Source organism: Streptomyces sp. NPDC006516, from assembly GCF_040611875.1.
Taxonomy (GTDB): Bacteria; Actinomycetota; Actinomycetes; order Streptomycetales; family Streptomycetaceae; genus Streptomyces.
In genome coordinates this window covers 128,833-155,425 of the sequence record NZ_JBEXPD010000010.1, presented here as the reverse complement: position 1 = coordinate 155,425, position 26,593 = coordinate 128,833, and the positions used below count along the sequence as shown (strand labels likewise).

24 protein-coding genes and 1 pseudogene are annotated in these 26,593 nt (G+C 70.5%); 8 read left to right on the top strand and 17 right to left on the bottom strand.

Translation table 11 applies throughout. The features are described 5' to 3' along the window. Window positions 1-174: 174 nt before the first annotated feature. The gene (locus ABZY45_RS25045; RefSeq protein WP_356743170.1) at window positions 175-3,216 is read right to left on the bottom strand and encodes a BTAD domain-containing putative transcriptional regulator; all 3,042 of its coding nucleotides are present in this window, start codon (window positions 3,214-3,216) and stop codon (window positions 175-177) included. A 268-nt stretch (window positions 3,217-3,484) separates the two neighbouring features. On the opposite strand from ABZY45_RS25045, the gene ABZY45_RS25040 reads away from it, so the two are divergent. From ABZY45_RS25040 to ABZY45_RS25030, 3 genes are all read left to right on the top strand, one after another. Continuing rightward, a complete protein-coding gene (locus ABZY45_RS25040; RefSeq protein WP_356743168.1) occupies window positions 3,485-4,033 on the top strand; it encodes a hypothetical protein in 549 nt (182 codons plus the stop codon). A gap of 114 nt (window positions 4,034-4,147) precedes the next feature. Further along, window positions 4,148-5,668: a PQQ-binding-like beta-propeller repeat protein gene (locus ABZY45_RS25035; RefSeq protein ID WP_356743166.1), complete on the top strand. Its 1,521-nt coding sequence runs from the start codon at window positions 4,148-4,150 to the stop codon at window positions 5,666-5,668. A gap of 186 nt (window positions 5,669-5,854) precedes the next feature. Then, window positions 5,855-6,172 carry a hypothetical protein gene (locus tag ABZY45_RS25030; RefSeq protein WP_356743164.1) on the top strand — a complete coding sequence of 106 codons (318 nt, stop codon included), beginning with the start codon at window positions 5,855-5,857 and terminating at the stop codon, window positions 6,170-6,172. Between the two features lie 34 nt (window positions 6,173-6,206). On the opposite strand, the gene ABZY45_RS25025 is transcribed toward ABZY45_RS25030, so the two are convergent. Beyond that, window positions 6,207-6,428 carry a hypothetical protein gene (locus ABZY45_RS25025; RefSeq protein ID WP_356743162.1) on the bottom strand — a complete coding sequence of 74 codons (222 nt, stop codon included), beginning with the start codon at window positions 6,426-6,428 and terminating at the stop codon, window positions 6,207-6,209. Window positions 6,429-6,797: 369 nt separating this feature from the next. Between ABZY45_RS25025 and ABZY45_RS25020 the strand changes: the two are divergent. Then, window positions 6,798-7,694: pseudogene (locus ABZY45_RS25020) on the top strand (transposase). A 297-nt stretch (window positions 7,695-7,991) separates the two neighbouring features. Here the strand turns inward: ABZY45_RS25020 and ABZY45_RS25015 are convergent. Both ABZY45_RS25015 and ABZY45_RS25010 read right to left on the bottom strand, forming a co-directional pair. Continuing rightward, window positions 7,992-9,365, bottom strand: a complete 1,374-nt coding sequence (locus ABZY45_RS25015; RefSeq protein ID WP_356743160.1) for a TRAM domain-containing protein — start codon at window positions 9,363-9,365, stop codon at window positions 7,992-7,994. 203 nt (window positions 9,366-9,568) lie between these two features. Continuing rightward, window positions 9,569-11,620: an APC family permease gene (locus ABZY45_RS25010; protein ID WP_356743158.1), complete on the bottom strand. Its 2,052-nt coding sequence runs from the start codon at window positions 11,618-11,620 to the stop codon at window positions 9,569-9,571. 393 nt (window positions 11,621-12,013) lie between these two features. On the opposite strand from ABZY45_RS25010, the gene ABZY45_RS25005 reads away from it, so the two are divergent. Both ABZY45_RS25005 and ABZY45_RS25000 read left to right on the top strand, forming a co-directional pair. Then, entirely contained in the window at window positions 12,014-12,682 is a 669-nt protein-coding gene (locus ABZY45_RS25005; RefSeq protein WP_073748169.1) for a TrkA family potassium uptake protein, read from the top strand. Then, a complete protein-coding gene (locus ABZY45_RS25000; RefSeq protein WP_356743155.1) occupies window positions 12,682-13,359 on the top strand; it encodes a TrkA family potassium uptake protein in 678 nt (225 codons plus the stop codon). The genes ABZY45_RS25005 and ABZY45_RS25000 overlap by 1 nt, the downstream gene beginning before the upstream one ends. A gap of 73 nt (window positions 13,360-13,432) precedes the next feature. Here ABZY45_RS25000 and ABZY45_RS24995 read toward each other — a convergent pair whose 3' ends face one another. The 8 genes from ABZY45_RS24995 to ABZY45_RS24960 all read right to left on the bottom strand — a co-directional run bounded on the left by ABZY45_RS24995 (window position 13,433) and on the right by ABZY45_RS24960 (window position 20,995). Continuing rightward, entirely contained in the window at window positions 13,433-14,203 is a 771-nt protein-coding gene (locus tag ABZY45_RS24995; RefSeq protein WP_356743153.1) for a DUF3159 domain-containing protein, read from the bottom strand. Between the two features lie 3 nt (window positions 14,204-14,206). Then, entirely contained in the window at window positions 14,207-14,623 is a 417-nt protein-coding gene (locus tag ABZY45_RS24990) for an OB-fold nucleic acid binding domain-containing protein (protein WP_356743151.1), read from the bottom strand. A 95-nt stretch (window positions 14,624-14,718) separates the two neighbouring features. Then, window positions 14,719-15,426, bottom strand: coding sequence for a response regulator (locus tag ABZY45_RS24985; RefSeq protein ID WP_356743149.1), 708 nt, complete (start codon window positions 15,424-15,426; stop codon window positions 14,719-14,721). Window positions 15,427-15,481: 55 nt separating this feature from the next. Then, a complete protein-coding gene (locus ABZY45_RS24980; RefSeq protein WP_356743147.1) occupies window positions 15,482-18,025 on the bottom strand; it encodes a sensor histidine kinase KdpD in 2,544 nt (847 codons plus the stop codon). Window positions 18,026-18,182: 157 nt separating this feature from the next. After that, on the bottom strand, window positions 18,183-18,917 hold the full coding sequence (locus tag ABZY45_RS24975; protein ID WP_356743145.1) for an ABC transporter ATP-binding protein: 735 nt from the start codon (window positions 18,915-18,917) through the stop codon (window positions 18,183-18,185). A gap of 194 nt (window positions 18,918-19,111) precedes the next feature. Then, on the bottom strand, window positions 19,112-19,882 hold the full coding sequence (locus ABZY45_RS24970; protein ID WP_356743143.1) for a DUF3710 domain-containing protein: 771 nt from the start codon (window positions 19,880-19,882) through the stop codon (window positions 19,112-19,114). Between the two features lies 1 nt (window position 19,883). Beyond that, window positions 19,884-20,414 carry a dUTP diphosphatase gene (gene dut / locus ABZY45_RS24965; RefSeq protein ID WP_356743141.1) on the bottom strand — a complete coding sequence of 177 codons (531 nt, stop codon included), beginning with the start codon at window positions 20,412-20,414 and terminating at the stop codon, window positions 19,884-19,886. Next, a complete protein-coding gene (locus tag ABZY45_RS24960) occupies window positions 20,411-20,995 on the bottom strand; it encodes a PaaI family thioesterase (protein WP_356743139.1) in 585 nt (194 codons plus the stop codon). Before ABZY45_RS24960 ends, dut begins: the two co-directional genes overlap by 4 nt. Window positions 20,996-21,053: 58 nt before the next feature. Between ABZY45_RS24960 and ABZY45_RS24955 the strand changes: the two genes are divergently transcribed. Then, on the top strand, window positions 21,054-21,509 hold the full coding sequence (locus tag ABZY45_RS24955) for a DUF3093 domain-containing protein (RefSeq protein WP_356743137.1): 456 nt from the start codon (window positions 21,054-21,056) through the stop codon (window positions 21,507-21,509). Between the two features lie 4 nt (window positions 21,510-21,513). Here the strand turns inward: ABZY45_RS24955 and ABZY45_RS24950 are convergent, their stop codons facing one another. From ABZY45_RS24950 to ABZY45_RS24935, 4 genes are all read right to left on the bottom strand, one after another. Beyond that, entirely contained in the window at window positions 21,514-22,470 is a 957-nt protein-coding gene (locus ABZY45_RS24950; protein ID WP_356743135.1) for a hypothetical protein, read from the bottom strand. A gap of 12 nt (window positions 22,471-22,482) precedes the next feature. Beyond that, a complete protein-coding gene (locus tag ABZY45_RS24945) occupies window positions 22,483-22,779 on the bottom strand; it encodes a DUF4193 domain-containing protein (protein ID WP_003965732.1) in 297 nt (98 codons plus the stop codon). A 404-nt stretch (window positions 22,780-23,183) separates the two neighbouring features. Beyond that, window positions 23,184-24,425 (bottom strand): ATP-binding protein, encoded by a 1,242-nt coding sequence (locus ABZY45_RS24940; protein WP_356743134.1) that lies wholly within the window; start codon window positions 24,423-24,425, stop codon window positions 23,184-23,186. 7 nt (window positions 24,426-24,432) lie between these two features. After that, entirely contained in the window at window positions 24,433-25,086 is a 654-nt protein-coding gene (locus ABZY45_RS24935) for a response regulator transcription factor (RefSeq protein WP_014153613.1), read from the bottom strand. A gap of 358 nt (window positions 25,087-25,444) precedes the next feature. Between ABZY45_RS24935 and ABZY45_RS24930 the strand changes: the two genes are divergently transcribed. Continuing rightward, the gene (locus tag ABZY45_RS24930) at window positions 25,445-25,618 is read left to right on the top strand and encodes a hypothetical protein (protein WP_167359495.1); all 174 of its coding nucleotides are present in this window, start codon (window positions 25,445-25,447) and stop codon (window positions 25,616-25,618) included. 99 nt (window positions 25,619-25,717) lie between these two features. On the opposite strand, the gene ABZY45_RS24925 is transcribed toward ABZY45_RS24930, so the two are convergent. After that, complete coding sequence (locus ABZY45_RS24925; protein ID WP_356743132.1) at window positions 25,718-26,518, bottom strand: inositol monophosphatase family protein; 801 nt, start codon at window positions 26,516-26,518, stop codon at window positions 25,718-25,720. Window positions 26,519-26,593 lie beyond the last annotated feature (75 nt).

The window sequence follows — 26,593 nt, the reverse complement described above, 5'->3', positions numbered from 1 at the left end:
CTTCTACCGCGAGGACGCCGTGTGGACTGAGGTTCTCCCGACGGCCCGTAGTCACGAGCTGTCCGGCCTTGGGGAACAGGCGGAGCCGTAGTCGGCGGGCTCCCGGAGCCTGGCCCTGCCGGTCAGGGCGAGCATCGGCATCCAGGCCAGCAGCTCCAACCGTCACCACCCGGATCAGATGTTCTCTTCAGGCGGGCAGCGCATGTCGTCGCCTCTCAGCCCGTCGCGTGCCATGCCGTTTTGCCGGGGGTGGTCACCGGCTCCGGGCAGAGAGAGGGCGGTCCGGAATTCATGCCGCGCCTCTGCGCGACGGCCTGCCGCCGCGTACGTGTTACCGAGACGGATGCGGACCTCCATCTCCAGCCATGTGCTCGCGCTCTGTGTGAGGGTGGACAGGGCTTCGTGGTGGATGTCGACGGCAGAGTGCAGACTGCCCTGGACATGTTCCGCAGTGGCGAGACGGGACAGGCTCGCCGCGTGCAGTGGCAGGTCTTCAGCCTCGCGGGCCAGTTCGACCGCCTGCCGCAGCAGGTCAGTGGCCTCCGTGTGCCGGCCCAGAGCCAGGTGGGCATCGGCGGCGAAGCACAGGGCATTGCTGATCGTTCTGGGGCGGCCGTTCCTTTGGGCGATGGCGATGGCGACGGTGTAGTGCTCGAGCGCCTGCTCGTGCCGCCCCTGCTGGGATCGGATCGCGCCGAGATTGCAGAGCGCGATCCCGGTCAGCCAGCCGTCGCCGAGCCGGGTCGCCAGCTCCACCGCCTCACTCAGGTGAGCAACCGCGTCCTCGATGCCGCCCAGCATCCACTCAGCGGCCCCCATCCCGGCGACGGTCCGAGCCTGGTTCCGCAGATCGTCGTGGCCGCAGCCGTGGCGCCGCGCTTCGGTGAACCAGGTGTACGCCTGCCGGAACCGCCCCTGGTAGATGTCGACCATTCCCATGCAGTTGCGCAGCGAGGAGTACATCCGCCGGTCGGCGGCCATGTCTGCGCACGGCAGCGCAAGCTCCAGGGCTGCGCGGCACTCGTGGAACCGGCCCTCGTGGACCAGGTGGTCGACCAGGGCTTCGGCGATCCGGCAGGCGTGGTCGAACTGCCCGGCGGCGGCCGCGTAGGCCACCACGTCGACCAGTTCTCCGCCCGCCGCCTTCAGCCATGCCGAGGCTTCCCGCCAAGTCGGGAACGGGGAACCATCCGTGCTGGCGGAGCCGGTTGAGAAACCTTCGGGGCCCCAGTCGCTGGCGATGCGGCCTGCGGCCGTATAGAGGTGCAGGACAGCGGCGCGGTCTGCGGCCGCCTCCTCGGGCGCTTCGGTGGCGAGTCGCCGCGCGTGTGCCCGTACGAGATCGTGCAGCCTGTAGCGGCCGGAATGCGGCTGCTGCAGCAAGCTCGCGTCGACCAGTTCTTCCAGGATGTTCTCGGCGTCCTCACGGGAGTTGCTCAGCATGGCGGCGAGGGTGAGCACGTCGAAGCGTGCGGTCGGGGCCAGGCCCAGTGCGCGGAATCCGCGCCGCTGTTCGGGCGTGAGCTGGTCGTACGACATCCTGAAGGCGGCTTCCACGCTGCGGTCTTCGGCACGCAGCTCGCCGAGGCTGCGTGCATCGTCGGACATCCGGCCGGCCAGGAAGGCCAGAGTCCAGGACGGGCGGTTCTGCAGCCGAGCGCTCGCGATGCGCAGCGCCAGGGGTAGGCCGCCGCAACGCCGGGCAAGCTCGAGTGCTGCCTGGGGCTCGTGGTCCGCGCGGGACTCCCCGATGAGCTGTCGGAGCAGGCCGACGGCCTCGCCCGTGCCGAGTGGCTCGACGGTGAGCCGCAGATAGGCGTCGAGGCCGGGCAGGTGTTGCCGGCCTGCCACCAGAACCCGGCTCCCCGGCCCGGCGGGGAGGAGCGGACGCACCTGCTCGGCACTGCGGGCATCGTCGACGACCAGCAGCAGCCGTAGTGCACTCGTGGCCGCACGCCAGGCCGTGACCAGGTCCACCACGTCATCCAGGTCGTCCGGGATCTCGTCACCGCTGGCGCGGACCGCGCGCAGCAGACGCCGCAGGGCCCGCTGCGGGCCGACGCTCTCGTGGGCGGCGCCGTGCGTGTGCAGGTCCACGAACAGGCAGCCGTCGGGGTAGGCGTCGTCGAGCGCCCAGGCGGCGCGTACCACCAGGGCGGTCTTGCCGACGCCCGCCGTGCCATCGACCGTCACCACGGACACACCCTCTGCGGACACCGGTGCGGTGAGCAGGGCGAGTTCCCGCTCGCGGCCGACCAGACAGGCGGTGTCACCGGGAAGGTCGTTTCGGCGGGGGCGGGGGCCGCTCGGGTGATCGGATGCGTCGGGGAGGCGTTGCTCGGACGGGGATTCCTCGGGCGTGTCATCGGGGGTCGGGGTGCCGGACGCGGGCGACCCCGCCGAACGGGTGGGCAGCAGCTGGTGGTCCCGGCGCAGGACGGCCTGGTGCACGCCGCGCAGTTCCTCTCCGGGCTCCATACCCAGCTCGTCGAGGAGCCGGCGCCGCATCTCCTGGTAGACGGCCAGTGCCTCGGCCTGCCGGCCGATGCCGTACAGCGCGCGCATCCGCAGGGCGGCGAGCGGCTCGTCGTGCGGACGGGCCAGGGGCGCTGCCATGAGCGCGTCCAGGGCCTCCGGGTAGCGCCCGAGCAGCACCAGACACTCCGCCCGGTCCTGATGCAACGTGCGTCGCTGCCGTGCCAGCCGCTGCCGCTCCGTGTCGGCGAGCGGCCCGGGCAGACCCGGCAGCGGCTCGCTGCGGAGCAGGTCCAGGGCCCGGCCGCCGTGGTCGAGCGCCGCGTCGAAGTCACCGTCAGCTTTGGCGTCTTTGGTACGGGTGACCAGTTCGACGAGATCTTCGAGGTCGGTCCGGGCTCCGCCGGGCACAAAGCGGTAGCCGCCGCGCTCACCGTGAATCACCGAGTGGACCGGCCCGGCGCTCGCCCCGTTCAGCGTCTTGCGAAGCGCATAGACATAGCTCGACAGGACCCGGTGGCCCGTCCCCGGGGGCTCGGTTCCCCATACGTCGTCGAGGAGTTGCCGGTATGTCACGAAGGCCGGTGCCCGCAGAATCAGGGCGGCGAGAACCGCCTGCCGTCGTACCGGTCCGAGTGCGAGCGGCGAATCGCCGCGTCGGGCCCTGACCGGCCCGAGCAGGTCGATCCGCAGGTGCCCCCTCGAATCGACCGGACTCGCGCCCGAACCCAGTGCGTCCACGCCCACTTCGAAGTCCCCACGTCCCCGTGCGCCCCGTGCCGGGGCAGCTCTCAAGTCCCTGCATCAGCAGGATTTCACCGGCATTTCAGCGCGTCGCGAAAGAGTTTGCCAGGTTGCTTCGGTGCCGGCGCCCGGACGGGGGTGAGCTGCCCCATGAGTCACCGAACGGCCGGGCATCGGCGGAAGGGTCAGCCAACAGACCCTCTCGTGGGCGAGGTTGCGGACGGCAAGCGCCCGGCCGACACGACATCAAGAAGGAAAGAACACCATGTCGCATATCAATCGCACCCCTGGCACACACCCCACCCGCCGCGGTGGGCGATGGGAACGCTACCGGGTCGCCCACCCGTTCTCCGCCCAGGACCAGGCGGGCCTGTGGGGCTTGATCCTGGGCGTCGTGGCACTGGCCGTCCTGCTCGGCTGGGCACTCGACATGAAGGGCGGTGTGGTCATCGTCGCGGCGGTCCCCTTCATCATCACCTGGTTCGAAAAGCGACGCACCGCGTTCCAGTTCGATGCAGCTGGCGCCCGGTTCGGCCACGTTCTGCTGCCGTGGACGGACGTCACCCAGTTCGTCGTGGCCACTCCGCCGAACAACCAGCACGCGCTGATCGGCGCACGCCTGCGTCCCGGCGCGACCTTGCCGGCGGGTGCCGGCGGCCCGTCGCAGAACCCGGCCATGCCCGCACCGATCCATGTCGCCGTTCCGCGTACCAAGTTCGATCTGGCGAAGATGGTCCGCAAGGCGCGTAAGTACGCCCCGCCGCACATCGAGATCGTGGTCGCCGATCCGTCCGGTGAACGCGCCGCGGGCTAGGGGCCGCCCCATGCCCGCTAATCACATGCCACTGCGACATGAGGAGAGAAAGATCGTGACGTTCCGAGTGCGGCGGGGCGAAGACTGATGCCTCCCTCGCCACAGCCCTGGGACATGCCACCCCCGGAGCAGCGACCGGTGCCGGGCAACCCGTACGCCACGGATGGCTACGGCCCTCCGGTGCCGCCGGGCCGTCGCAGGCGCTTCGGCACGAGGCCGGTGATCGCCGCGGCCGTCGTTCTTCTGCTCCTGGTGGCAGGTGGAGCGGTGTACGCCGTCTCCGGCGGCCGGTGGGGCGGCTCCACCGCGCCCGAGGCGGAGAAGGCAGCCCGTCCCTCCGGGACGCCGACCGCTCCCCGTACCCCCGCCGTCCGTACACCCGAACCGAAGCGGATCCCGACGTCGAAGGAGATCAACGCCGCGCGCGAGCCGGGGGATGCCACCGCGTGGATCGTCGACGACCGGACCGATCTGCCCGGTCGGAACATTCATCTCAACGATCTGTGGATCGTCGGCGACACCGTCGTCCAGGCCGTGTACAGGAAGGTCACCGCCCATCGGCTCTCGGACGGTGCCGAGCTGTGGAGCGTGCCGTTGCCCGCTCCCGTCTGCGAGACACCGGTCAACCCGACCCCTGACGGCAAGGTCGTCCTGGTGTACAAGAACAGCCAGGCCCGGAACGGGAACCGGTGCAACCAGCTGCAGATGATCGACCTGCGGACCGGGAAGGCCGGGTGGCACAAGGAGCTCACCGAGACCGGCTCCGGGGACGACACGATCATCGTGCACACCGCCATCAGCGGGGGCACCCTCGCGGTCGTGCAGGACATGAGTGCCGCCGCGTACGGGGTCGGCGACGGCGCCAAGCTCTACGACATCCCGATGGAAAACCCTGGGAAGTGCTACCCCGACGACGTGGCGGGCGGCTCCCGGCTCCTGGTGAGCTCCGACTGCGCGATCAGTTTCGACCGCAGCAAGACCTACAGCCAACTCCGCGAAATCGACCCGCGCACCGGCAAGGTTCTCTGGCGCTTCCGGACCCAGCCGGGCTGGAAGGTCGGCAAGGTGCTCTCCGTCGCCCCTGTCGTCTTCACGACGCTCCACGCCGAGGAACGCACCGACAACTGGCGGATCATCGCCCTGGGACCCGGCGGAAAGGTCCGCACCACCATCGACGCGAGGCAGAAGGGCTTCAAGTACTGCGCCGACATGGGGGACGCGGGCGAGGGCATCCAGAACTGCGACGGCACCGCCGTCGGCAAGGACACCGTCCATCTGGGGGGCACCGACCAGGTCGGCGCGTACGACCTCACCACCGGGAAGTTCGTCTGGGGCGTGAAGTCCGATGACAGCACCCTTCACCCCCTGTACGCGGAGGGCGGCACGTACGCGCTCGTGTACGAGGCGGCCTCGCTGCGCCGGCCGGGCGGGATCATCCGGTTCGGCCCAGGTGGCGTGGACACGGACAAACAGGTGCTCCAGCATCCCGAATCGGCCCGGGCCTCGGAGTACGGGATGCTCGCCGGGAACCTGGCCTACGCGAACGGCCGGATCGTCATCACTCCGTCGTTCGTGAACGGCGACGACGCGCGGCCCGCAGCCCGCATGCTGTCCTTCGCCCCCGAGGTCCCGTGAGCGGGCCGTACGGGCGCTGATGTCCGGCACCGGCACCGCGCCGCGTTATGGACGCGGGCAAATGATGGACCACCTTGCCGTCCAGGACGCGGCCTTACGGAGGTTCGACCGCTTGCCACCCGAGTTCGAGCCGGCATCTCCTACGGCGCGGACATCAGCCTGCTGACGGCCGCTCAGGACGACCGCGTGGACGCCGAATCCGCAATGAGCGGCTGGGCGGACCTCACCGACTCCCTGTACAAGGGCGAGACGCAACACACACAGGCCACCGCGATCCTCGCGGGCCCCGGTTACGCGACGGGCCGGCCCAGCGCGGAGGCCGCCGAGAAGATCGAGATCATGCTCAGCGGGAAGACGGACCGCGTCGACGAGGTCCTCCCCTGGGCCGATCAGCGCTCCGCCGTGAACCAGGTGGACCGGCTCAACGCCGACGACACCGCGGTCACGTCGCATAGCCGCAGGGCGAAGCGTCCGAGTGCATCACCACCGGGCGACTCGGCGTGATGTCGCCGGACCCCCTGTCGGCGACGGGGGAACCTCACAGTAAGCAGGACTCGTTTGCAAGCAGGTCGAAGTTCGCCCGGCCGAACGCCTGCCGCTTCCGCATGGCGAGCCCGGCGACGACGGCGTCGAGATCCTGGCCGAGGCCGTTGCCAAAGCCGTGCAGGGCCAGCAGGTCGGCGGTCAGGGATGGCGCCTCGATCCATCGATCGAGGCGCCATCCCTGACCGCCGTTCATCAACTCGGTGGTGAATTGCACGTGTCCGGGCTTTCGGTCGAGCGGGGGCAGCGGGCAACGGTGCAGCCCTCGGCCCCGCCCCTGATGCAGAAAGGCGCAAGGGGACGCCCGTGCCGGAGCCCTCGTCATGTTTTTCGCGGTCCTGCAACGGGACCGCTGGCCTCCGGGCCCGGCATGACCACGTCCCCCTGTCGAAGGCATGACCTGGGGGGTGGTGTCACCGGGCCCGTGAGGTGCCGTCGGTGACGCTGATGAGAGGTCCGGCCACCGCCCGGTCCGGCGCAATGCCGGGCAGTTCGCGGGCGGCAGGTCTGCATAACGTGGATGCGCGCGCACGACACCAACACCGAGGCCGGCACCGCGAACACCCCTTGGAGAGGGAGAACAACGATGCTCGACACCACCGAGGTGGGCGCCCTTCTGGGCCTGGACGTCGGCAAGAGCGCGCATCACGGACATGGGCTGACCCCGGCCGGAAGGTGGTCTTTCGACAAGCAGCTGCCCAACAGCGAGCCGAGGCTGCGGGCCGTCTTCGAGAAGCCGGCCGCGAAGTTCGGCACTGTTTTGGTGATCGTGGACCAGCCCGCCTCCATCGGGCCCTGCCCCTGGCCGTCGCTCGCGACGCCGGCTGCAACGTCGCCTACCCCCCGGGACTTGCGATGCGCCGGATCGCCGACCTTCATCCCGGCGAGGCGAAGACCGAAGCCAGGGACGCGGCGGTGATCGCGGTACGTCTTCGACGCCCTGGACGAACAGACCGTCATCGTTCCCGGCACCGGAACCCTCGACATCGTGGTCCCCTCCCTGGCCCGCTCGCTCGCCGCCGTCCACGAACAACGCCGGGCCTTGGAAGCCCAGATCAACACCCTGCCGGAGGCCCACCCTCTTTCCAGGGTCCTGACCTCGATGCCCGGCGTCGGCGTCAGGACCGCCGCAGTCCTGCTGACCACCGTCGGCGACGGCACGGACTTCCCCACCGCCGCCCACCTCGCCTCCTACGCGTGCCTGGCCCCGACAACGAAGTCGTCAGGGACCTCGATCCACGGCGAACACGCCCCCCGAGGCGGAAACAGACAGCTGAAGCGGGCCATGTGCCTGTCCGCATTCGCCTGGACGAACGCCGATCCCGCCTCCCGGCCCTGCTACGACAAGCAACGCGCCCGGGGGAAGACCCACACCCAAGCCCTCCTCCGCCTCGCCCGCCGACGCATCAGTGTCCTGTTCGCCATGCTCCGCGACGGAACCTTCTACGAGCCCCGAACAGCCACCGTCACCCTCGCCGCATGAACGAGACCAACACCTCCCGAAACCAGCAGCGCGGGATTGACGAACGACGAAGAGGCACCCCCGTGCCGATGGTCCGGTCCGCACGGCCGCAGCCGGAGAGGTCCGGAGGGTTGAGACTTCCTCTTGGAGCGTCATCCGAGCGTCAAGAGTCTCCAACGAGACCCTGAAGGCGTCGCCGGCGCAAGCGCCTCCCTGATGAATTCGCAGGCCAGGCGGCTATCGGGGGCATGCTGTCCGCTCGACCCGCTGCAAGGAGGAAAGAGGTCGAGCGACCCACCCGAGCCACATAACCGCAGGTCAGGAGCCCTTCGCGGCCGGCTCAAGGATCGCGACGCACTCGACATGGTGGGTCATCGGGAACAGGTCGAACGCCCTCAGCGTCCGCACCCTGTACCCGCCCTCCCGGAAGTACGCGATGTCCCGGGCCAGCGCCGCCGGATCGCAGGCAACATAGGCGATCTTGCGCGCGCCCAGCCCCGACAGGTGCTTGACGACCTGCTTGCCCGCACCCGCGCGCGGCGGGTCCAGGACGATCAGGTCGACTTCGGTGATGCCCGTGCGCGGCAGGACCTGGTCGACCTTGCCGTGCTCGATGCGGACCCGGTCCAGGTCCTTCAGGTTGTGCCGGGCGTCCTCGACCGCGCGCTTGCCGGACTCGATGCCCAGCACCGCGCCCTTCTCGCCGATGCGCTGGCCGATGGCGCCGGCGAACAGTCCCACGCCGCAGTAGAGGTCCAGCGCCATGTCGCTCTTGCGGGGCAGCAGGCCCTGCATGACCGCGCGGACCAGTGTGTCGGCTGCCTGCGGGTGGACCTGCCAGAAGCCGCCCGAGCCGACGCGGTACGTACGGTCGTCGGCGCGCTCGCGTACGAAGGCGCGGCCGTGGACGCGGTGGACGCCGCCGTCCTTCTCCTCGACCCGGAGCACGGAGACCGGCTTGTCCAGCTCGACCAGCGGGAGCCGCCCGCCCGCGCGCGGGGTCAGGATGACCTGGCGGTCGTGGGAGCCGGTGGCGGAGATGGCCTCCACCGCGGCCATCTGCGGCCAGTCCTGCTTCTCGATGCCGAGCTCGGAGACACCCGGGGCGGCGATCAGGCAGCGGTCGATCGGCTGGACCTCGTGCGAGCGGTGCTTGCGCAGCCCTGCCGTGCCGTCCTCGTCGATCGCGTACTGGACGCGCGTGCGCCATGCCGGGACCTCGCCCGGCGGGAGCTTGTCGCCCTCGGCGGGCATGACCGTGCCGTCCCAGCCGGCCTCCTCGGGCGTGAGGCCCGCGAGGCGCATGAGCTGCTCGGCGATCACTTCGCCCTTGAGGCGGCGCTGCGCGCCCGGCTTGGCGTGCTGCCAGTCGCAGCCGCCGCACTTGCCGGGTCCGGCGTACGGGCAGGGGGCCTCGACACGGTCCTTGGAGGCCTCGACGACCGTGATCGCGTCGGCGCGCAGGAAGCGTGAGCCGACTTCGCCCTCGGTGACCCGCGCCACGACCTTCTCGCCGGGAAGGGTGTGGCGTACGAAGAGGACCTGGCCCTCGGCGGTGCGGGCGATGCAGTGGCCGCCGTGGGCGACGGGGCCCACCTCGACCTCGTACTCCGTCCCGACCAGCGATTCCCCGGCCTGCTGCTCTCCGGCCTGCTTCTCCCTGGTCCGCGACGAGGTGGATTCGTTCTGCATGAGGGGGTGGCTCCAGAGATCAGGGAAACAGGGGACCGGAAACGGCGGACCGGAAAACGGCGCACCGGAAACGGCGGACCGGAGGCGCGGCCACGGGGAGCCGGTGTGCACCGGAACCCGGGAACCGCGAAGCGGCCGGACAACAACCTACGAGTCTACGTGGGTGTCGGCCGGCCGCTCACCACGAGCGGGATCCGCCCGCGTCAGCTCTTGGTGCCGGACTCCTTGTGGTGCCGCCGCTCGACGGGACCACGGCGCACCGAGCCCGGCGCGTTCCAGTCCGCTCGCCTCCTGGCGCGCACCTTCGCGGCCTCGGAGGACTCCAGCTGGTACGGCACCGAGGTCACCATCACGCCCGGGGTGAACAGGAGCCGGCCCTTCAGCCGCAGCGCGCTCTGGTTGTGCAGCAGATGCTCGTACCAGTGGCCGACCACGTACTCCGGGATGTAGACGCTGATCACATCGCGGGGGCGGTCCTTGCGCAGGCTCTTCACGTACTCGATCACCGGCCGGGTGACCTCGCGGTACGGCGAGTCGAGGATCTTGAGCGGAATGTCGATGCCGCGCCGCTCCCAGTCCTCCCTGAGCGCCTTGGTCTCGTCCGGGTCGACGCTGATGGAGAGGGCCTCCAGCTGGTCCGAGCGCACCAGCTTGGCGTACGCGAGCGCCCGCAGCGTGGGCCGGTGGATGCGGGAGACCAGGACGATCGAGTGGACGCGCGAGGGCCTGACGGTGTCGTCGGACGGGGTGTCGGCTGCGGCGATCTCCTCCGCGACCCGGTCGTAGTGCCTCCGGATCGCGGTCATCGTGCCGAAGAAGATCACCATGCCGAGCAGCGCGACCCAGGCGCCGTGGGTGAACTTGGTGGCCAGGACCACGACCAGGACGAGCCCGGTGAAGAACGCCCCGAAGGTGTTGATCGCGCGCGAGCGGATCATGTGCCGCCGCACCGCCGGGTCCTTCTCGGTGCGCAGATGGCGGTTCCAGTGCCGCACCATGCCGGTCTGGCTGAGGGTGAAGGAGACGAAGACGCCGACGATGTAGAGCTGGATCAGCCGGGTCGAGTCGGCACCGTAGATCCACACGAGCAGGATCGCGGCCCCGGCCAGCAGCACGATGCCGTTGGAGAAGGCGAGCCGGTCGCCGCGGGTGTGCAGCTGGCGGGGAAGGTAACGGTCCTGCGCGAGGATCGAGCCCAGCAGCGGGAAGCCGTTGTACGCGGTGTTGGCGGCCAGGAAGAGCACGAGGGCGGTGGCCGTCGCCAGGAAGACGAAGAAGAACGTGCCGTCGCCGAAGACGGCCGCGGCGACCTGGGAGATCACGGGGTCCTGGACGAAGCTCGCGCCGACGGCGGCGCCGTTGTGGATGAGGTCCTCGGCCGGGTTCTCCGCCATCTTCACGTCGGTGGCCATGGCGAGGCCGATGATGCCGCAGAACATGGTGACGGCCAGGAGCCCCATCGCCGCGAGGGTGGTCGCGGCGTTCTTGCTCTTCGGCTTGCGGAACGCGGGTACGCCGTTGCTGATCGCCTCGACGCCGGTCAGGGCCGCGCAGCCGGAGGAGAAGGCGCGCAGCAGCAGGAACACGAGCGCGAAGCCCGCGAGGCCCTGGTGCTCCGGCTTGATCTCGTAGTCGGAGGTGGGGGCGTGCATGGTGTCGCCGAGGACCAGCCCACGGAACGCGCCCCAGAGGATCATGGCGAAGACGCCGACCACGAACAGGTACGTGGGGATCGCGAAGAGCTTGCCGGACTCCTTGACGCCCCGCAGGTTCATCAGCGTCAGCAGGACGATGGCCCCGATGGCGCAGAACGTCTTGTGCTCGACGACGAAGGGGATGGCGGAGCCGAGGTTCTCCACGCCGGAGGAGATCGACACCGCGACGGTCAGGACGTAGTCGACGAGGAGGGCGCTGGCGACGGTCAGACCGGCCTTGGGGCCCAGATTGGTGTTGGCGACCTCGTAGTCGCCGCCTCCGCTCGGGTACGCGCGCACGTTCTGCCGGTACGAGGCGACGACGGTGAACATCAGGACCACGACCGCGAGCGCGATCCACGGGCTGAAGTGGTAGGCCGACACACCCGCGATGGAGAGCACGAGGAGCACTTCTCCCGGTGCGTACGCGACGGAGGACAGCGGGTCGGACGCGAAGACGGGGAGCGCGATGCGCTTGGGGAGGAGCGTTTCCCCCAGCTTGTCGCTGCGCAGCGCCCGGCCGATCAGGATCCGTTTGGGCACGTCGGTCAGTTTGGACACGCAGAGGATCGTAAGCGCTGGCGAGACACGCCGGAGCGTCACCACCCGCCCCGCAACCGGAAAACCTTCATAATCACCCGCCCTCACCGCAAAAGTCCATGGAATCCTTAACGAAATCCTTGCGGTGCGGGAGCCGGCGGCCCCGGTGCCGGGGAGCCGGCCGGCTCACCCGCCGCAGGGCTGCCGGTTCTCCGCCGGTCGCCCCCCTTTGCTCATCGGGCCGTGGGATACGCACACTCGGATGAGGCGGTGCGGGCATGGCCGCATAAGCTCATCCCCCGGGCAACGACGGAAGTGGTTGCCCCATTGTTTGCCCCGCAAGCTGAGAGAGAAGTGTGAGCAGGGTGTTTTCGCAGGTCATCCGGATGACCAGGACGGCGAGGTAGGCGCAAGGTGCACATCGTCATCATGGGCTGCGGGCGTGTCGGAGCCGCTCTCGCGCAGACCCTGGAACAGCAGGGGCACACGGTCGCCGTGATCGACCAGGACCCGACGGCGTTCCGCCGCCTCGGCGCGGGGTTCGGCGGCCGGCGTGTCAGCGGGGTCGGCTTCGACCAGGACACCCTGCGCGAGGCGGGGATCGAGGAGGCCGGAGCGTTCGCCGCTGTCAGCAGCGGCGACAACTCCAACATCATCGCGGCCCGGGTGGCGCGCGAGATGTTCGGCATCGAGAACGTCGCGGCGCGCATCTACGACCCCCGGCGTGCCGAGGTCTATCAGCGGCTGGGCATCCCCACGGTCGCCACGGTCCGCTGGACGGCCGACCAGATGCTGCGGCGTCTGCTGCCGTCGGGCGCGGAGCCGCTGTGGCGTGACCCGAGCGGCGGGGTGCAGCTCGCCGAGGTGCACACGACGCCGTCCTGGATCGGGCACAAGATCAGCACGCTGCAGGAGGAGACGGGCGTCCGTGTCGCCTTCCTCACCCGGTTGGGTGAGGCCATACTGCCCACGTCGCAGACGGTTCTGCAGGAGGGCGACCTCGTTCACGTGATGATGCGTACGGACGAGATCGCGAAGGTCGAGGAGGCCTTCGCCGAAGGTCCCGAGGAGGGCGGTCACTGATGCGCGTCGCGATTGCCGGGGCCGGTGCGGTGGGGCGTTCCATCGCGGCCGAGCTCCTGGAGAACGGGCACGAGGTACTGCTGATCGACAAGGCGCCGACCGCCATCTCGGTGGAGCGGGTCCCGATGGCCGAGTGGCTCCTCGCGGACGCCTGCGAGATCACCTCGCTCGACGAGGCGGCGCTCCAGAGGTGCAACGTCGTGATCGCCTCTACGGGGGACGACAAGGTCAACCTGGTCGTCTCGCTGCTCGCGAAGACCGAGTACGGCGTCCCGAGGGTCGTGGCCCGGGTGAACAACCCGAAGAACGAGTGGCTGTTCAACGAGTCCTGGGGCGTCGACGTCGCGGTCTCCACCCCGCGGCTGATGTCCGCCCTGGTCGAGGAGGCGGTGAGCGTCGGTGACCTGGTCCGGCTGCTGCGCTTCAGCCATGGCGACGCCAACCTCGTCGAGCTGACGCTGCCCCCGGAGTCGGCGCTGGCCGGCATCAGGGTGAGTGACGTGGACTGGCCCGAGGACACCTCGCTCGTCACGATCATCCGCGGCACCCGTGTGCTGACGCCGAGCCCCGAGGAGACCCTGGAGGCCGGTGACGAGCTGCTGTTCGTGGCCGCCCAGGCGCGCGAGGAGCAGTTGGAGGACCTGTTGTCGGTCCGTCGCGAGCCCGCCGAGGACTGAGCGGGCGGTACGCATGCGTGGGCCCCGGACCGTGTCACGGTCCGGGGCCCACGCATGCGTGCGTCGTCGTGCGTCAGAACTCGGAGCTGCGGGCCTCCGCGGCCTCGGCGCGCCGGGCGGCCTCGCGGTCCTTCTCGGCCTGCTCCTCCGCCTCCATCTCGGCGAATACGTCGATGGGCGGCGGCGCCTTGGCGAGGAAAACCCAGGTCAGATACACCGCCAGCAGGAACGGCGGGATCTTGAGCGCGACGAGCACCCAGCCCAGCTCGGTGGTGTCGGCCCACCAGTACAGCGGGAAGAGGATCGCGCACTTGGCGAGCAGGATCAGTCCCCAGGCGTAACTGGCCTTGGCGTACGCCTTCTTGCGGCCGGGGTTCCTGGTGCGCCAGGAGAGGTTCTCCTTGAAGACCGGCCCGAGGATCAGCCCGATCAGCGGCACCCCGGCGAGTGTCGTGACGAGGTAGGCAAGGGCCAGTCCGAGCGTGTAGATCATGCCCGGCAGGTAGAAGTCCTTGGCATTGCCCGTCATCTTCGCGAACAGCACACCGAAGGCCACACCGAAGACGCCGCTGAAGGCGTGCTTGACGGTGTCCTTGCGGAGCAGTCGTACGACGACGAGGAGCAGGGAGACGGCCAGCGCGGCGATCGCCGAGGCCGTCAGGTTCTTGTTGATGGTGAAGATCGTGACGAAGAGCAGCCCGGGCAGGACTGTCTCCACCATGCCTCGCACACCGCCGAAGGCCTCGAAGAGCGCGGCTTCCGTGACCGCCCTCGCGTCGTCGGCCTGCTGGTCGGTGCGGTGGGGCTGGTCCGTGTCGGACGACGGCTTGTCGAGAGACGTCACCGGCTACTCCTTGCCGAGCGGTCGGAGTTCGTATTTGGGATTGAACAGCACCCGGCGACCGTGGCTGATGGCGATGCGGCCCGACGCTATGAGCTTGCGGCCCGGCTCGATGCCGACGATGGATCGCCGGCCCAGCCAGACCACGTCGAGCGGCGCGGTGCCGTCGAAGAGCTCCGCCTCCAGGGCGGGGACTCCTGCCCGCGGGCGCAGGGTGACGGTCCGCAAGGTACCAGTCACCTTGACGATCTGTCGGTCCGAGCACTCGGAGATGCGCGTGCACCCCGAAGCGTGCGCGTCCTCCCGCAGCTCCTCGGACTCCAGATCCTCCTGGGAACTGGACAGCCGGTCGAGCATGCGGCGGAAGCGGCCGGACGGCTTGTCCGTCCTGCCGGGCTTCTCGAATCGGGGAACAGCGGTCATACCCGAAGGGTACCGGTCTCCTGTGTCAGGGGCGGGGTGGCGGGGGTCTCACTCGAACGAGTGACGCCCCGTGCCGGGAACCCCGCTCACCGGGCTCATTCGGGAACCTGCTTCCCGCGTTCGAAGCGGTAGCCCATCCCCGGCTCGGTGACGAAGTGCCGGGGGTGCGAGGGGTCCGCCTCGAGCTTGCGGCGCAGCTGGGCCATGTAGACGCGCAGGTAGTTGGTCTCGGTGCCGTACGAAGGCCCCCAGACCTCCTGGAGCAGCTGCTTCTGGCTGACGAGCCGGCCCGCGTTGCGCACGAGGACCTCCAGCAGGTGCCACTCGGTGGGAGTGAGGCGTACGTCGCGGCCTTCGCGCTGGACCTTCTTCGCCGCCAGGTCGACGGTGAAGCCCTCGGTCTCGACGATCACCTGGTCGTCGGCGCCGTCGGGGCCGACCGGCTCCGCCCTGCGCACGGCTGCGCGCAGCCGTGCCAGCAGTTCGTCCATGCCGAACGGCTTGGTGACGTAGTCGTCGGCTCCGGCGTCCAGGGCCTCGACCTTCTCGTCGGAGGTGTGGCGGGCGGAGAGCACGAGAATCGGCACGCGGGTCCAGCCTCGCAGGCCCTTGATCACCTCGACGCCGTCCATGTCCGGCAGCCCGAGGTCGAGGACGACCACGTCGGGGTGGCGGGCCGCGGCGAGCTGCAGGGCGGTCGCCCCGTCGGGCGCCGCGTCCACCTCGTACCTGCGCGCCTTCAGGTTGATCACGAGGGCACGCACGATCTGCGGCTCGTCGTCGACCACGAGCACCCGGGTCATCGCGGACCTGCCTTTCCGGAATACGTGTACGGGGCGTGGGTGCGCCCCGGGGACCTCATGACGTGACCTGCGCGGGAGGCAGGGAGCCGGGGCGCACCTGCCCCGGCGCGGCGGTGAGCGTGAGGACCATGGTGAGCCCGCCGCCGGGGGTGTCCTCGGCGCCGAGCGTGCCGCCCATGGACTCGACGAAACCGCGGGCGACGGCGAGCCCGAGACCGACCCCGGCGCCGCGCGGGGCGTCACCGTACCGCTGGAAGGGCTCGAAGATGCGCTCCTTGGCCTCGTCCGGGACCCCGCGGCCCCGGTCGGCCACCCGCAGCTCGACACGCTCGCCGAGGGCGCTGGCGGCGACGGTGACGCGTTCACGGCCGTTGCTGTACTTGACCGCGTTCTCGACGATGTTGGCGACCGCCCGTTCCAGCAGCCCGGGGTCCACGGCGACCATGGGCAGCGTCTCGGGGATGTCGAGGTCGACGCTGCCCTCCGGTACGCCGCCGAGCGCCATCGGGACGACCTCGTCGAGGTCGATCTCACGGATCAGCGGGGTGACCGTGCCGGTCTGCAGGCGGGACATGTCGAGCAGGTTGCCTACCAGGTGATCGAGGCGGTCGGCGCCGTCCTCGATGCCCGCGAGGAGCTCCGCCTCGTCCTCATCGGACCAGGAGACGTCGTCGGAGCGCAGGGAGCTGACAGCGGCCTTGATGGCGGCCAGCGGGGTACGCAGGTCGTGGCTGACGGCGGCGAGGAGGGCGGTCCTGATGCGGTTGCCCTCGGCCAGCCGCCTGGCCGCCTCCGCCTCGCCGACCAGGCGCTGGCGGTCGAGCACGACGGCGGCCTGCGCGGCGAAGGCGCCGAGGACCCGGCGGTCCTCGGCGGGCAGGACCCGGCCGGAGAGGGCCAGGGCCATGTGGTCGCCGACAGGCATGTCCACGTCCGCGTCGTCGGGCCGGGCCACCGGCGCGGGCCCGACGAAGCCCGCGCAGGTCCACGGCTCGACGTCGCTCTGCCGCTCCAGGAGGGCGACGGACTCCATGCCGAAGGTCTCGCGCACCCGGTCCAGCAGGGCGTCCAGGGCCGTCTCGCCCCGCAGGACGCTCCCGGCGAGGGCGGAGAGGATCTCCGACTCGGCGCGCAGCCGGGCGGCCTGGTGGGTACGGCGGGCCGCGAGGTCGACGACGGAGGCGACCGCGACCGCCACCGCGAAGAAGATCACGATGGCGACGAAGTTCTCCGGGTCCTGCACGGTCAGGGTGTGGGTGGGCGGGGTGAACCAGTAGTTCAGGAGCAGGGAGCCGACGGCCGCCGAGGCGAGGGCGGGGGTCAGGCCGCCGAGCAGGGCGGCGGCGACCGTCATGAAGAGGAAGAGCAGGACGTCGTTGGCGAGGCCCGGCCCGTTCTCCATACCGTGCAGGAGCAGCGTCAGGAGGGCCGGTCCGCCGACACCGGCGAGCCAGCCCGAGATGATCCGGGTGCGGCTGAGTCTGGCGCCCCGGGCGATGGGCAGCCCTCGTCCCTTGGCGACCTCTTCGTGGGTGACGATGTGGACGTCCAGGTCGGGGCCGGACTCCCGGGCGACGGTGGCGCCCACCCCGGGGCCGTAGATGTACTGCCAGGTCTTGCGGCGGCTGGACCCGAGGACGATCTGGGTGGCGTTGACGCCCCGGGCGAACGCGAGGAGGGCGATGGGTATGTCGTCGCCGATGACGTGGTGGAAGGTGCCGCCCAGGTCCTCGACGAGGGTGCGCTGGCCCGCGAGCTCCTTGGGCGAGGCGGAGGTCAGTCCGTCGCTGCGGGCGATGTAGACCGCGAGGATCTCGCTGCCGGAGCCCTTGGCGGCCATCCGGGAGGCGCGGCGGATGAGGGTGCGGCCCTCGGGTCCGCCGGTGAGCCCTACGACGATGCGCTCGCGGGCCTGCCAGGGGGCGCTGATGCCGTGCTCGCCCCGGTACTGCTGGAGGTACTCGTCGACCCGGTCGGCGACCCACAGGAGGGCCAGCTCACGCAGGGCGGTGAGGTTGCCGGGGCGGAAGTAGTTCGACAGGGCCGCGTCCACCTTGTCGGGCTGGTAGATGTTCCCGTGGGCCATGCGGCGCCGCAGCGCCTCGGGCGACATGTCGACGAGCTCGATCTGGTCGGCCCGCCGGGCGACCTCGTCGGGGATGGTCTCCTGCTGCCGCACGCCGGTTATCGACTCCACGACGTCGCCGAGGGACTCCAGGTGCTGGATGTTGACGGTGGAGACCACGTCGATGCCGGCCTTCAGGAGCTCCTCGACGTCCTGCCAGCGCTTGGCGTTGCGCGAGCCGGGCACGTTGGTGTGGGCCAGCTCGTCCACCAGCGCGACGGCGGGCGCGCGCTCCAGTACGGCGTCGACGTCCATCTCGGCGAAGACGGCGGAGCGGTGCTCGATCTCGCGGCGGCGGATCTGCTCCAGGCCGTGCAGCAGCACCTCGGTGCGGGGGCGGTCGTGGTGCTCCACGAACGCGACCACGCAGTCGGTGCCGCGTTCCACACGGCGATGGGCCTCGGAGAGCATCGCGTACGTCTTGCCGACGCCGGGTGCCGCACCCAGGTAGATCCGAAGCTTGCCGCGCGCCATGGCCCCATTGTCTTCTCTGCACGGGCTTCCGCAGCTGCGGAAGCCCGTCTCGAAGTTACCCCGAGAATTTCCGGCATATGGGGTCAGGGGCGGACGCGGGATCCGTCTTGACAGGATTCTGATGCGGCCGGGTGCTGCCCCGCACCGGGGCGTGCCCCTAGGCGTGCTCGACGATGTGCCCGTCGCTGAGCTCCAGGACCCGGTCGGCGAAGCCGAGCAGCTGGGGGTCGTGGGTGGCGACGAGGAGGGTGACGCCCTCGCTGCGGACGACGGCCCGCAGGAGCTGCATGACAGCGAGTCCGGTCTCCGCGTCGAGCTGCCCGGTGGGCTCGTCGGCGATCAGGAGCGCGGGCCGGTTCGCGAGCGCGCGGGCGATGGCGACCCGCTGCTGCTGGCCGCCGGAGAGCTCGCCGGGGCGCTGCTGGGCGTGGTCGCCGAGGCCCACCAGGGACAGCAGAAGTGCCACCCGGTCCTCACGCTCGCCCGGGTCGGTCCCGCGCAGTCGCATGGGTACGCCGACGTTCTCCGCCGCCGTGAGGATCGGGATCAGGCCGAAGGACTGGAAGATGAAGCCGATACGGTCCCTGCGCAGTCCCAGGAGCCCGTCCTCACCGAGCCCGGAGAGGTCGGTTCCGCCTACGGTGATCCGGCCGCTGTCCGGGGTGTCGAGGCCGCCGACCAGGTTGAGCAGGGTCGTCTTGCCGGACCCCGAGCGCCCTTTGAGCGCGACGAGCTCGCCGCGCGGGATCTCGAAGGAGACGCCACGCAACGCGTGCACGGCTGCGGCTCCGGTCCCGTACGAGCGGTGCAGGTCCTCGACCCGCACCATGGGGCCGTCGGCCGGGCTCCCGGCCAGGGTGGTGCCGCTCTGCGCGCCGGTGCTGCGTGTCATCGTTCTCCCCCGTGCGTACGCGGCCGTGCGTACCGCTCTCTCGGCAGCCGCCAGTATGTGCGCGTGCCGCCCGGCGAGGCAATGCGCGGGGCCGGGGGGCGCGTGCCACCCGGTGGAGCGATGCGCGGGGCCGGCGGGCCGCGTCCCTGTCCGGGCACGGCCCGCCGGCCCCGCGTGTGCGGTCCTGGGCGCGGTCAGCGCACCTCGGTGATCTCGGGACCGCGCTGGAGCTGGCCCATGCCACCGGAGAACTTCGAGCTCTCCTGGTCCTCCTGCTGCACGCCTTCCGGCACCATCTGGGCGTCGTTGGGCAGCTTGAGGACGATCGGGTCGCGCGGGGCCATCGGGCCGTCGCCACGCACCACGACGGTGTCGCGGAAGATCGTCTCCAGCAGTCCGGCGGCCTCCGGCTGCACGGCGCCCTGGCCGGAGATCACTCCGCGCAGGAACCAGCGGGGCCCGTCGACGCCGACGAAGCGCACCAGCTGTACGCCGTTCTTCCCGTCCGGGAGCTGCACGGGGACCTGCGCGCGCAGCTCCCAGCCCAGCGGGCCCTCGACCTCGTCGATGATCCCGCCCTGCTGGGTGATGCCCGAGGCGATCTCCTCGCGCACCTCGCCCCAGATGCCCTCGCGCTTGGGGGCTGCGAACGCCTGCAGCTGCACCGCGCTGTCGCGCAGCACGACCGTGGCCGCGACGATCGCGTCGCCGGCGACCTCCACCCGGAGCTCCATGCCCTCGACCCCGGGCACGAAGATGCCGCCCAGGTCCACCCGGCCCTCGCCGGGCTGGGAGACCTCGGAGATGTCCCACGGCCCGTCGGGGCGGGGCGCGGGAGGCAGGTTCGCACGGCGCGAGCCGCTGCCGGTCCCGGCGTCGTCGAGCTCGTCGGCGACCTGCTCGGCCTCGCGCGCTTCGTCCGCCGTGTCCTCGGCGGAACCACTGTTCTTGCGACGTCCGAACACGTCAACGTCCTTCCCGGTCGGATACGACCGAAGCGTAGCTGTTCCCACCCTGGGTGTTACCGCCCGTGACGCCGTCCACAGCGGCGTGACCGCCGGTGGATCCGAAGCCCCCTTCGGCACGCGCCGAGCCGGGGAGCTCCGTCACCTCGTGGAAGCGCACCTTCTCGACCTGCTGGACGACCAGTTGGGCAATCCGGTCGAACCGTTCGAACCTCACGGTCTCGCGCGGATCGAGATTGACCACGATGACCTTGATCTCCCCACGGTACCCGGCATCAACCGTCCCTGGGGCGTTCACGAGAGCCACTCCGCAGCGGGCCGCGAGGCCGGAGCGCGGGTGCACGAAGGCCGCGTACCCGTCCGGCAGGGCGATGGACACGCCGGTGGGGAGCACCGCCCGTTCTCCGGGGGCGAGTTCGGCGGCCTCGGTGGTCACCAGATCGGCACCGGCGTCACCCGGGTGCCCGTAGGACGGAATCGGCACGTCCGGGTCGGTCCGGCGGATGAGTACGTCGACGGGGTTGCGCGTCACGGGTTCACCTCGAAGGCTCGGGCACGCCTGACCTGGTCCGGGTCGGACATCGCCGCCTGGATCTCCTCCGGCCGTCCGTTGTCGATGAAGTGGTCCACCTTGACCTCGATGAAGAGCGCCTCCGCCCGGACCGCGACCGGTCCCTCGGGGCCCCCGATCCGCCCGGTGGCGCGGCAGAAGATCTTCCGGCCGAGCACAGCGGTGACCTCGGCCTCCAGGAACAGCACCGTGTCCACCGGCACCGGCAGCACGTAGTCGGTCTCCAGCCGTCCCGTCACCGCGATCACCCGCAGCAGCCAGTTCAGTGAGCCGAGCGTCTCGTCCATCGCCGTGGCCAGGACGCCCCCGTGCGCGAGCCCCGGAGCGCCCTGGTGGGCGGCCTTCACGGTGAACTCGGCGGTGACGTCGACGCCCTCTCCGGCCCGCGCCTGGAGGTGCAGCCCGTGGGGCTGTCCCCCGCCGCAGCCGAAACAGTGTTCGTAGTGGGCGCCGAGGAGCTCACCGGGGGCCGGGGCGTCGGGATGGCGGACCGGTTTCGCCGCTCCGGCCGGGGGTGTCAGACGTGCAGATGTTCCACTCACAGGCGCAGACCTTACCCGCGCGCCGGGCCACGGGTCGCGCCGTGCCAAGCTTGGTTTCATGCAGCCTTCCGCACCTCCCTTCGACGAACGTCTCACCGCGCCTCGCAGCTGGTGGCTCATCGCCTTCGGGATCGGCGTCGCCTGTGCGCTGATGCTCCTGCCCCTCGGCCTCCTGCCCATGCTCGGCGGCCTGGTCGCCGGGACCGCCGCGGCGTGCGCGGGCGTGAGTTCCTACGGCTCGGCGCGCATCAGGGTCGTGGCCGGAGCGCTCGTCGCGGGCGATGCCCGGATCCCGCTGGAAGCACTCGGAGACGTCGAGGTGCTGGACGGGGAGGAGGCGCGCGCCTGGCGCTCGTACAAGGCGGACCCGCGCGCCCACATGCTGCTGCGCAGCTACATCGCGACGGCGGTGCGGGTGGAGGTCACGGACCCGGCCGACCCGACGCCGTACGTCTACCTGTCGACGAGGGAGCCACAGGCCCTGGCCGCGGCCCTCGCGCCCGTCGCCGCCTGAGGGTTCAGCCGCCGTCGGGGTCTTCGAGGCCCCTGGGCAGCTCCTTGGCGGGCTCTGCGGGCTGTTCCAGCGGCGGGAGCTCCGCGAGCCGGTCCCAGGAGACCTGTTCGCGCCGCAGGTCGTTCCTGACCCGGTCGGCGAGCTTCTTGGTGTCCCGCCGGTTCATCATCGCGCCGACGGCGGCCCCGATCATGAACGGGATGAGGTTCGGCAGGTCGCGCACGGTGCGCTTCATGATCTGCTGGCGCAGCTCACGCTTCATCTGCCCGCCCAGAGCCGCGTTGAGCGTGGTGGGCCGGGAGACGTCGATCCCGCGCTCCTCCGTCCAGGAGGTCAGATACGCGGTGCTGCGCTGCCCCAGATTGCCAGGGGGCCGTCGGCCGTAGACCTCGTGGAGTTCGGCGACGAGCTTCATCTCCACGGCCGCGACGCCCGTGATCTCGGCCGCGAGCTCCGCGAGCATGGCGGGGGGTACGGGCATCATCGCCGCCGCCCCGATGCCGGCGCCGACGGCCGCCGTGGCCTTGCAGGCGCCCGCGACGAGCTTGTCGGCGAGCTCTTCGGGGCCGAGCCCCGGGAACTGTCTGCGCAGGGTGGCGAGGTCCCGCACGGGGACTCGGGGCGCGATGTCGATGATCCGGTCGGCCACCACGCCGACCGCCGCGACGGCGCTCTCCCTGCTCTTGAGCACGCCCCGTTTCAGTGTGTTCAGCCGTCCGGTTCCCTTCGGGGACCCGTCCGGGCCGTCCTGCCCGGGCTCCGGGGAGCCCGCGGCGCGTACTGCTTCGAGCGAGGCCGGAAGGCCCCGCTCGTCGTCAGATGCGCCGGGGGAGGCCGGCAGGGCGGTCCTGTGCTCGGCAGTGGGGCTGGTGCCCTCTGCCGGGCGTGTGCCGCCCTGATGCGCCTCCGACGACTTCGTACGCCGCAAGCGCCGCTTCCACAACGGTGTGTCGCCTGCCACGGCCGGCCGGCCTCAGTCGCAGTCGCGGCAGATGGGCTGGCCGTTCTTCTCTCGTGCCAGCTGGCTGCGGTGGTGCACGAGGAAGCAGCTCATGCAGGTGAACTCGTCGGCCTGCTTGGGCAGGACCCGCACGGCGAGCTCTTCGTTGGACAGGTCTGCGCCGGGCAGCTCCAGTCCCTCTGCCGCGTCGAACTCGTCGACGTCGACGGCGGATGCCGTCTTGTCGCTCCGACGAGCCTTGAGCTCCTCCAAGCTGTCCTGATCGACGTCGTCGTCGGTCTTGCGTGGGGTGTCGTAATCCGTTGCCATGTCGCTCTCCCCCTCATGGGTGTCTGCGGTGTCTCAGCGCACGTAACGCGTGAGAGGCCGGACTTGTGCCCGACCTGAGGCGGAGATTTTGCCTCACATCAAGGTCTGTTACTCAATCGACACCCAACCGGATCTCTCGTGAGCGATCAGCTTGGGTGGCGATGGGGACCGTACACGGTCCGTTTGCTGCACTTCACGGGCGCCACCCCGTGTACTTCCCGTGATATCGACCCCCGGAAACCCGGACGTTTCCAGGCTTTCGAGCTCAGATGTGATCACGGAGAGTGGAGGGACGGGAAATCGCGCCTGTGATCGATCACACAGGGACGGAACGGTGTTCAGGTTCTAAAATTCCGCCCAAAGCGAACAGAGCGATCCAATGCGGCTTCACACCGTGAAGCCTCTCAGACCGGCAGGGTGACGCGCATCACGAGACCACCGCCCTCGCGGGGCTCCGCGATGATACGGCCTCCGTGCGCCCGCGCGACGGACCGCGCGATCGACAGGCCGAGCCCGACCCCCTTGTCGCTGCCCGTGCGCTCCGTACGCAGCCGCCTGAACGGCTCGAAGAGGTTGTCGATCTCGTAGGCGGGGACCACGGGACCCGTGTTCGAGACCACCAGGAGCGCCTGACCGTGCTGGAGCTCGGTGGTGACCTCCACCCAGCCGCCCTCCGCCACGTTGTAGCGCACGGCGTTCTGCACGAGGTTCAGCGCGATGCGCTCCAGGAGCACGCCGTTGCCCTGGACCACCGCGGGGGCACGCTCACCGCGGATCTCGACGTCCTTGCCCGCCGCCTCCGACCGGGTCTGGTCGATGGCACGGCCGGCCACCTCGGCCAGGTCCACGGGTTTGCGTTCGACGATCTGGTTGTCGCTGCGGGCCAGCAGCAGGAGCCCCTCCACCAGCTGCTCACTGCGCTCGTTGGTGGCCAGGAGCGTCTTGCCGAGCTGCTGGAGCTCCGTGGGGGCCTCCGGGTCGGAGAGATGGACCTCCAGCAGCGTGCGGTTGATCGCGAGTGGCGTGCGCAGCTCGTGCGACGCGTTCCCCACGAACCGCTGCTGGGCCGTGAAGGCCCGCTCCAGGCGGTCCAGCATCTCGTCGAAGGTGTCGGCGAGCTCCTTGAGCTCGTCGTCGGGCCCGTCCAGCTCGATCCGCCGGGTCAGGTCCGTCCCGGCCACCCTGCGGGCGGTGCGGGTGATCCTGCCCAGCGGGGACAGGACGCGGCCCGCCATCGCGTAGCCGAACGCGAAGGCGATGATGCTGAGTCCCACGAGGGCCAGCAACGCCCTGTTCAGGAGGCTGTCGAGGGCGTGCTGCCGCTGGGCGGCGGTGCAGTCCTTGATCATCTCGTTGAGCTGGGTGTTGTTCAGTGCCGAGGCCAGCTGGGGGCACATGTCGCTGGAGATCTGGACGTTCGTGCCCTTGACCTGGAATTCCAGCCCGCCGGCGTCGTGCAGCGCCTGCGCCGCCAGCATGTAGATGATCGACAGCAGCAGGATGCCCGCGATCAGGAACATGCCGCCGTACAGCAGCGTGAGCCGTATCCGGATGGTCGGGCGCAGCCAGGGGTACGGGGATTCCTGGGCCTTGGGTTCCCATGTCGGTTTCGGGGGTGCCTTCACAGGCCTCGGAGAGGCTGCCATCACGCCCTCAGATCCGGTAGCCGGAGCCGGGGACGGTGACGATGACAGGTGGCTCGCCCAGCTTGCGGCGCAGGGTCATGACCGTCACCCGCACGACGTTGGTGAACGGGTCGGTGTTCTCGTCCCACGCCTTCTCCAGCAGCTGCTCGGCCGAGACGACCGCGCCCTCGCTGCGCATCAGGACCTCGAGCACGGCGAACTCCTTCGGGGCGAGCTGGATCTCCTGCTCGTCCCGGAAGACCTCGCGGCGGTTGGGGTCCAGCTTGATCCCGGCCCGTTCCAGCACGGGCGGCAGCGCGACGGTCGTACGGCGTCCCAGGGCGCGCACCCGTGCGGTCAGCTCGCTGAAGGCGAAGGGCTTGGGCAGGTAGTCGTCCGCCCCGAGCTCCAGGCCCTCGACCCGGTCGCTGACGTCGCCGGACGCGGTGAGCATGAGCACCCTGGTGGGCATGCCGAGCTCGACGATCTTCCGGCAGACGTCGTCCCCGTGCACCAGGGGGAGGTCCCGGTCCAGCACGACGACGTCGTAGTCGTTGACACCGACGCGTTCGAGAGCCGCGGCCCCGTCGTAGACGACGTCGACGGCCATGGCCTCCCGGCGCAGTCCGGTGGCCACCGCATCGGCGAGCAGCTGCTCGTCCTCGACGACGAGTACGCGCACGGCGCAGTCCTTCCCTAGATCCAGAAATACGGCGAGCGGCCCTCGTTCCGGCCGCTCGCTGCACGTCAGCGGCACCGACTGTGCGCGTCCATCCTGCCCGTAACGCGCATAAACCGGCGGTAAGACGACGCGGGGACGGCCGCCACTCCGGGGAATTGATCGGATTCCTATGCAAGTTGAGGTTTCTCGCGAGCCGCCCACGGGGAGGACGACCTCACACCCGCGATCACGCCCTGCATGGGGCGCACCACAGCCCGTCCCGCATCCAGAGGGACTGCGTGATCACCCGCACCCGGCGCAGGGCCGGGGATCTCCGGGCACACCCCCGTGCCACCGACCCACGATGAGGGGGCGCTACATGGACGCTTTCACCGCAGGTCTGCTGCAACGAATCAAGACCACCGAGTCCGACCTCACCAGGGCTCGCGAGACGGGCGACGACTTCCTCGCGGACGTCGAGCAGGGCGAGCTCGACGACCTGCACCGTCTCGCGGCCGAGCACGGCGTGGAAATCAGCGCCACAAGCGTCTGAGCCGCCACGAGAAGGCCCCGGGAGCCGCACTGGCACTCCCGGGGCCTTCTCGCGTCACGGCGCTCCCCACGGCACCGTCAGGGCCGCCGGGAGGGGGCCTCAGTCGTGCCAGGCGCCCAGTTCCTCCAGCATCGCCTGCAGGGGCTCGAACACACCGGGGGTCGCGGCGACGGTGAGGTCGTCGTCGGCGGGCAGGCCGGGCCGGCCCCCGGTGAGCGCGCCGGCCTCGCGTGCGATGAGATCGCCCGCAGCCACGTCCCACGGGTGCAGCCCGCGCTCGTAGTAGCCGTCGAGCCGGCCGGCCGCGACGTCGCAGAGCTCGATGGCGGCGGATCCCCCGCGGCGGATGTCGCGCAGCCGCGGGATCAGCTGCTGGGCGACGGCCGCCTGGTGGGTGCGCACCTCGGTGACGTAGTTGAAACCGGTCGACACGAGTGCCTGGTCGAGGGGTGCCGTGGGGCGGCAGCGCAGCGCTTGTCCGTTGCCGTAGGCGCCGCCGCCGAGGACCGCGTGGAACGTCTCGCGCCGCATGGGGGCCTCCACCACCCCCACGACCCGTTCGCCGTCGCGCTCGGCGGCGATGGAGACGGACCAGGTGGGCAGGCCGTAGAGGTAGTTCACCGTGCCGTCGAGCGGGTCGATGACCCAGCGGATGCCGCTGGTGCCTTCGGCGCTCGCCCCCTCCTCGCCGAGGAAGCCGTCGGCGGGCCGGTGCTCGGAGAGGTAGCCGGTGATCAGCTTCTCCGCCCGGATGTCCATCTCGGTGACCACGTCGATGGGGCTGGACTTCGTCGCGGCCACCCCCAGGTCGGCGGGACGGCCGTCCCGCAGCAGGGCTCCGGCGCGGCGGGCCGCTTCCAGGGCGAGGTCGAGCAGTTCGGGCAGGAGGGGGTCGGTCACAGCGCTCCAGAGGTGGTGTCGCGGGGGCCGGACGGGCTGGCGGCTCACGCGGACGGCGGGGACGGGCGGGCTTGC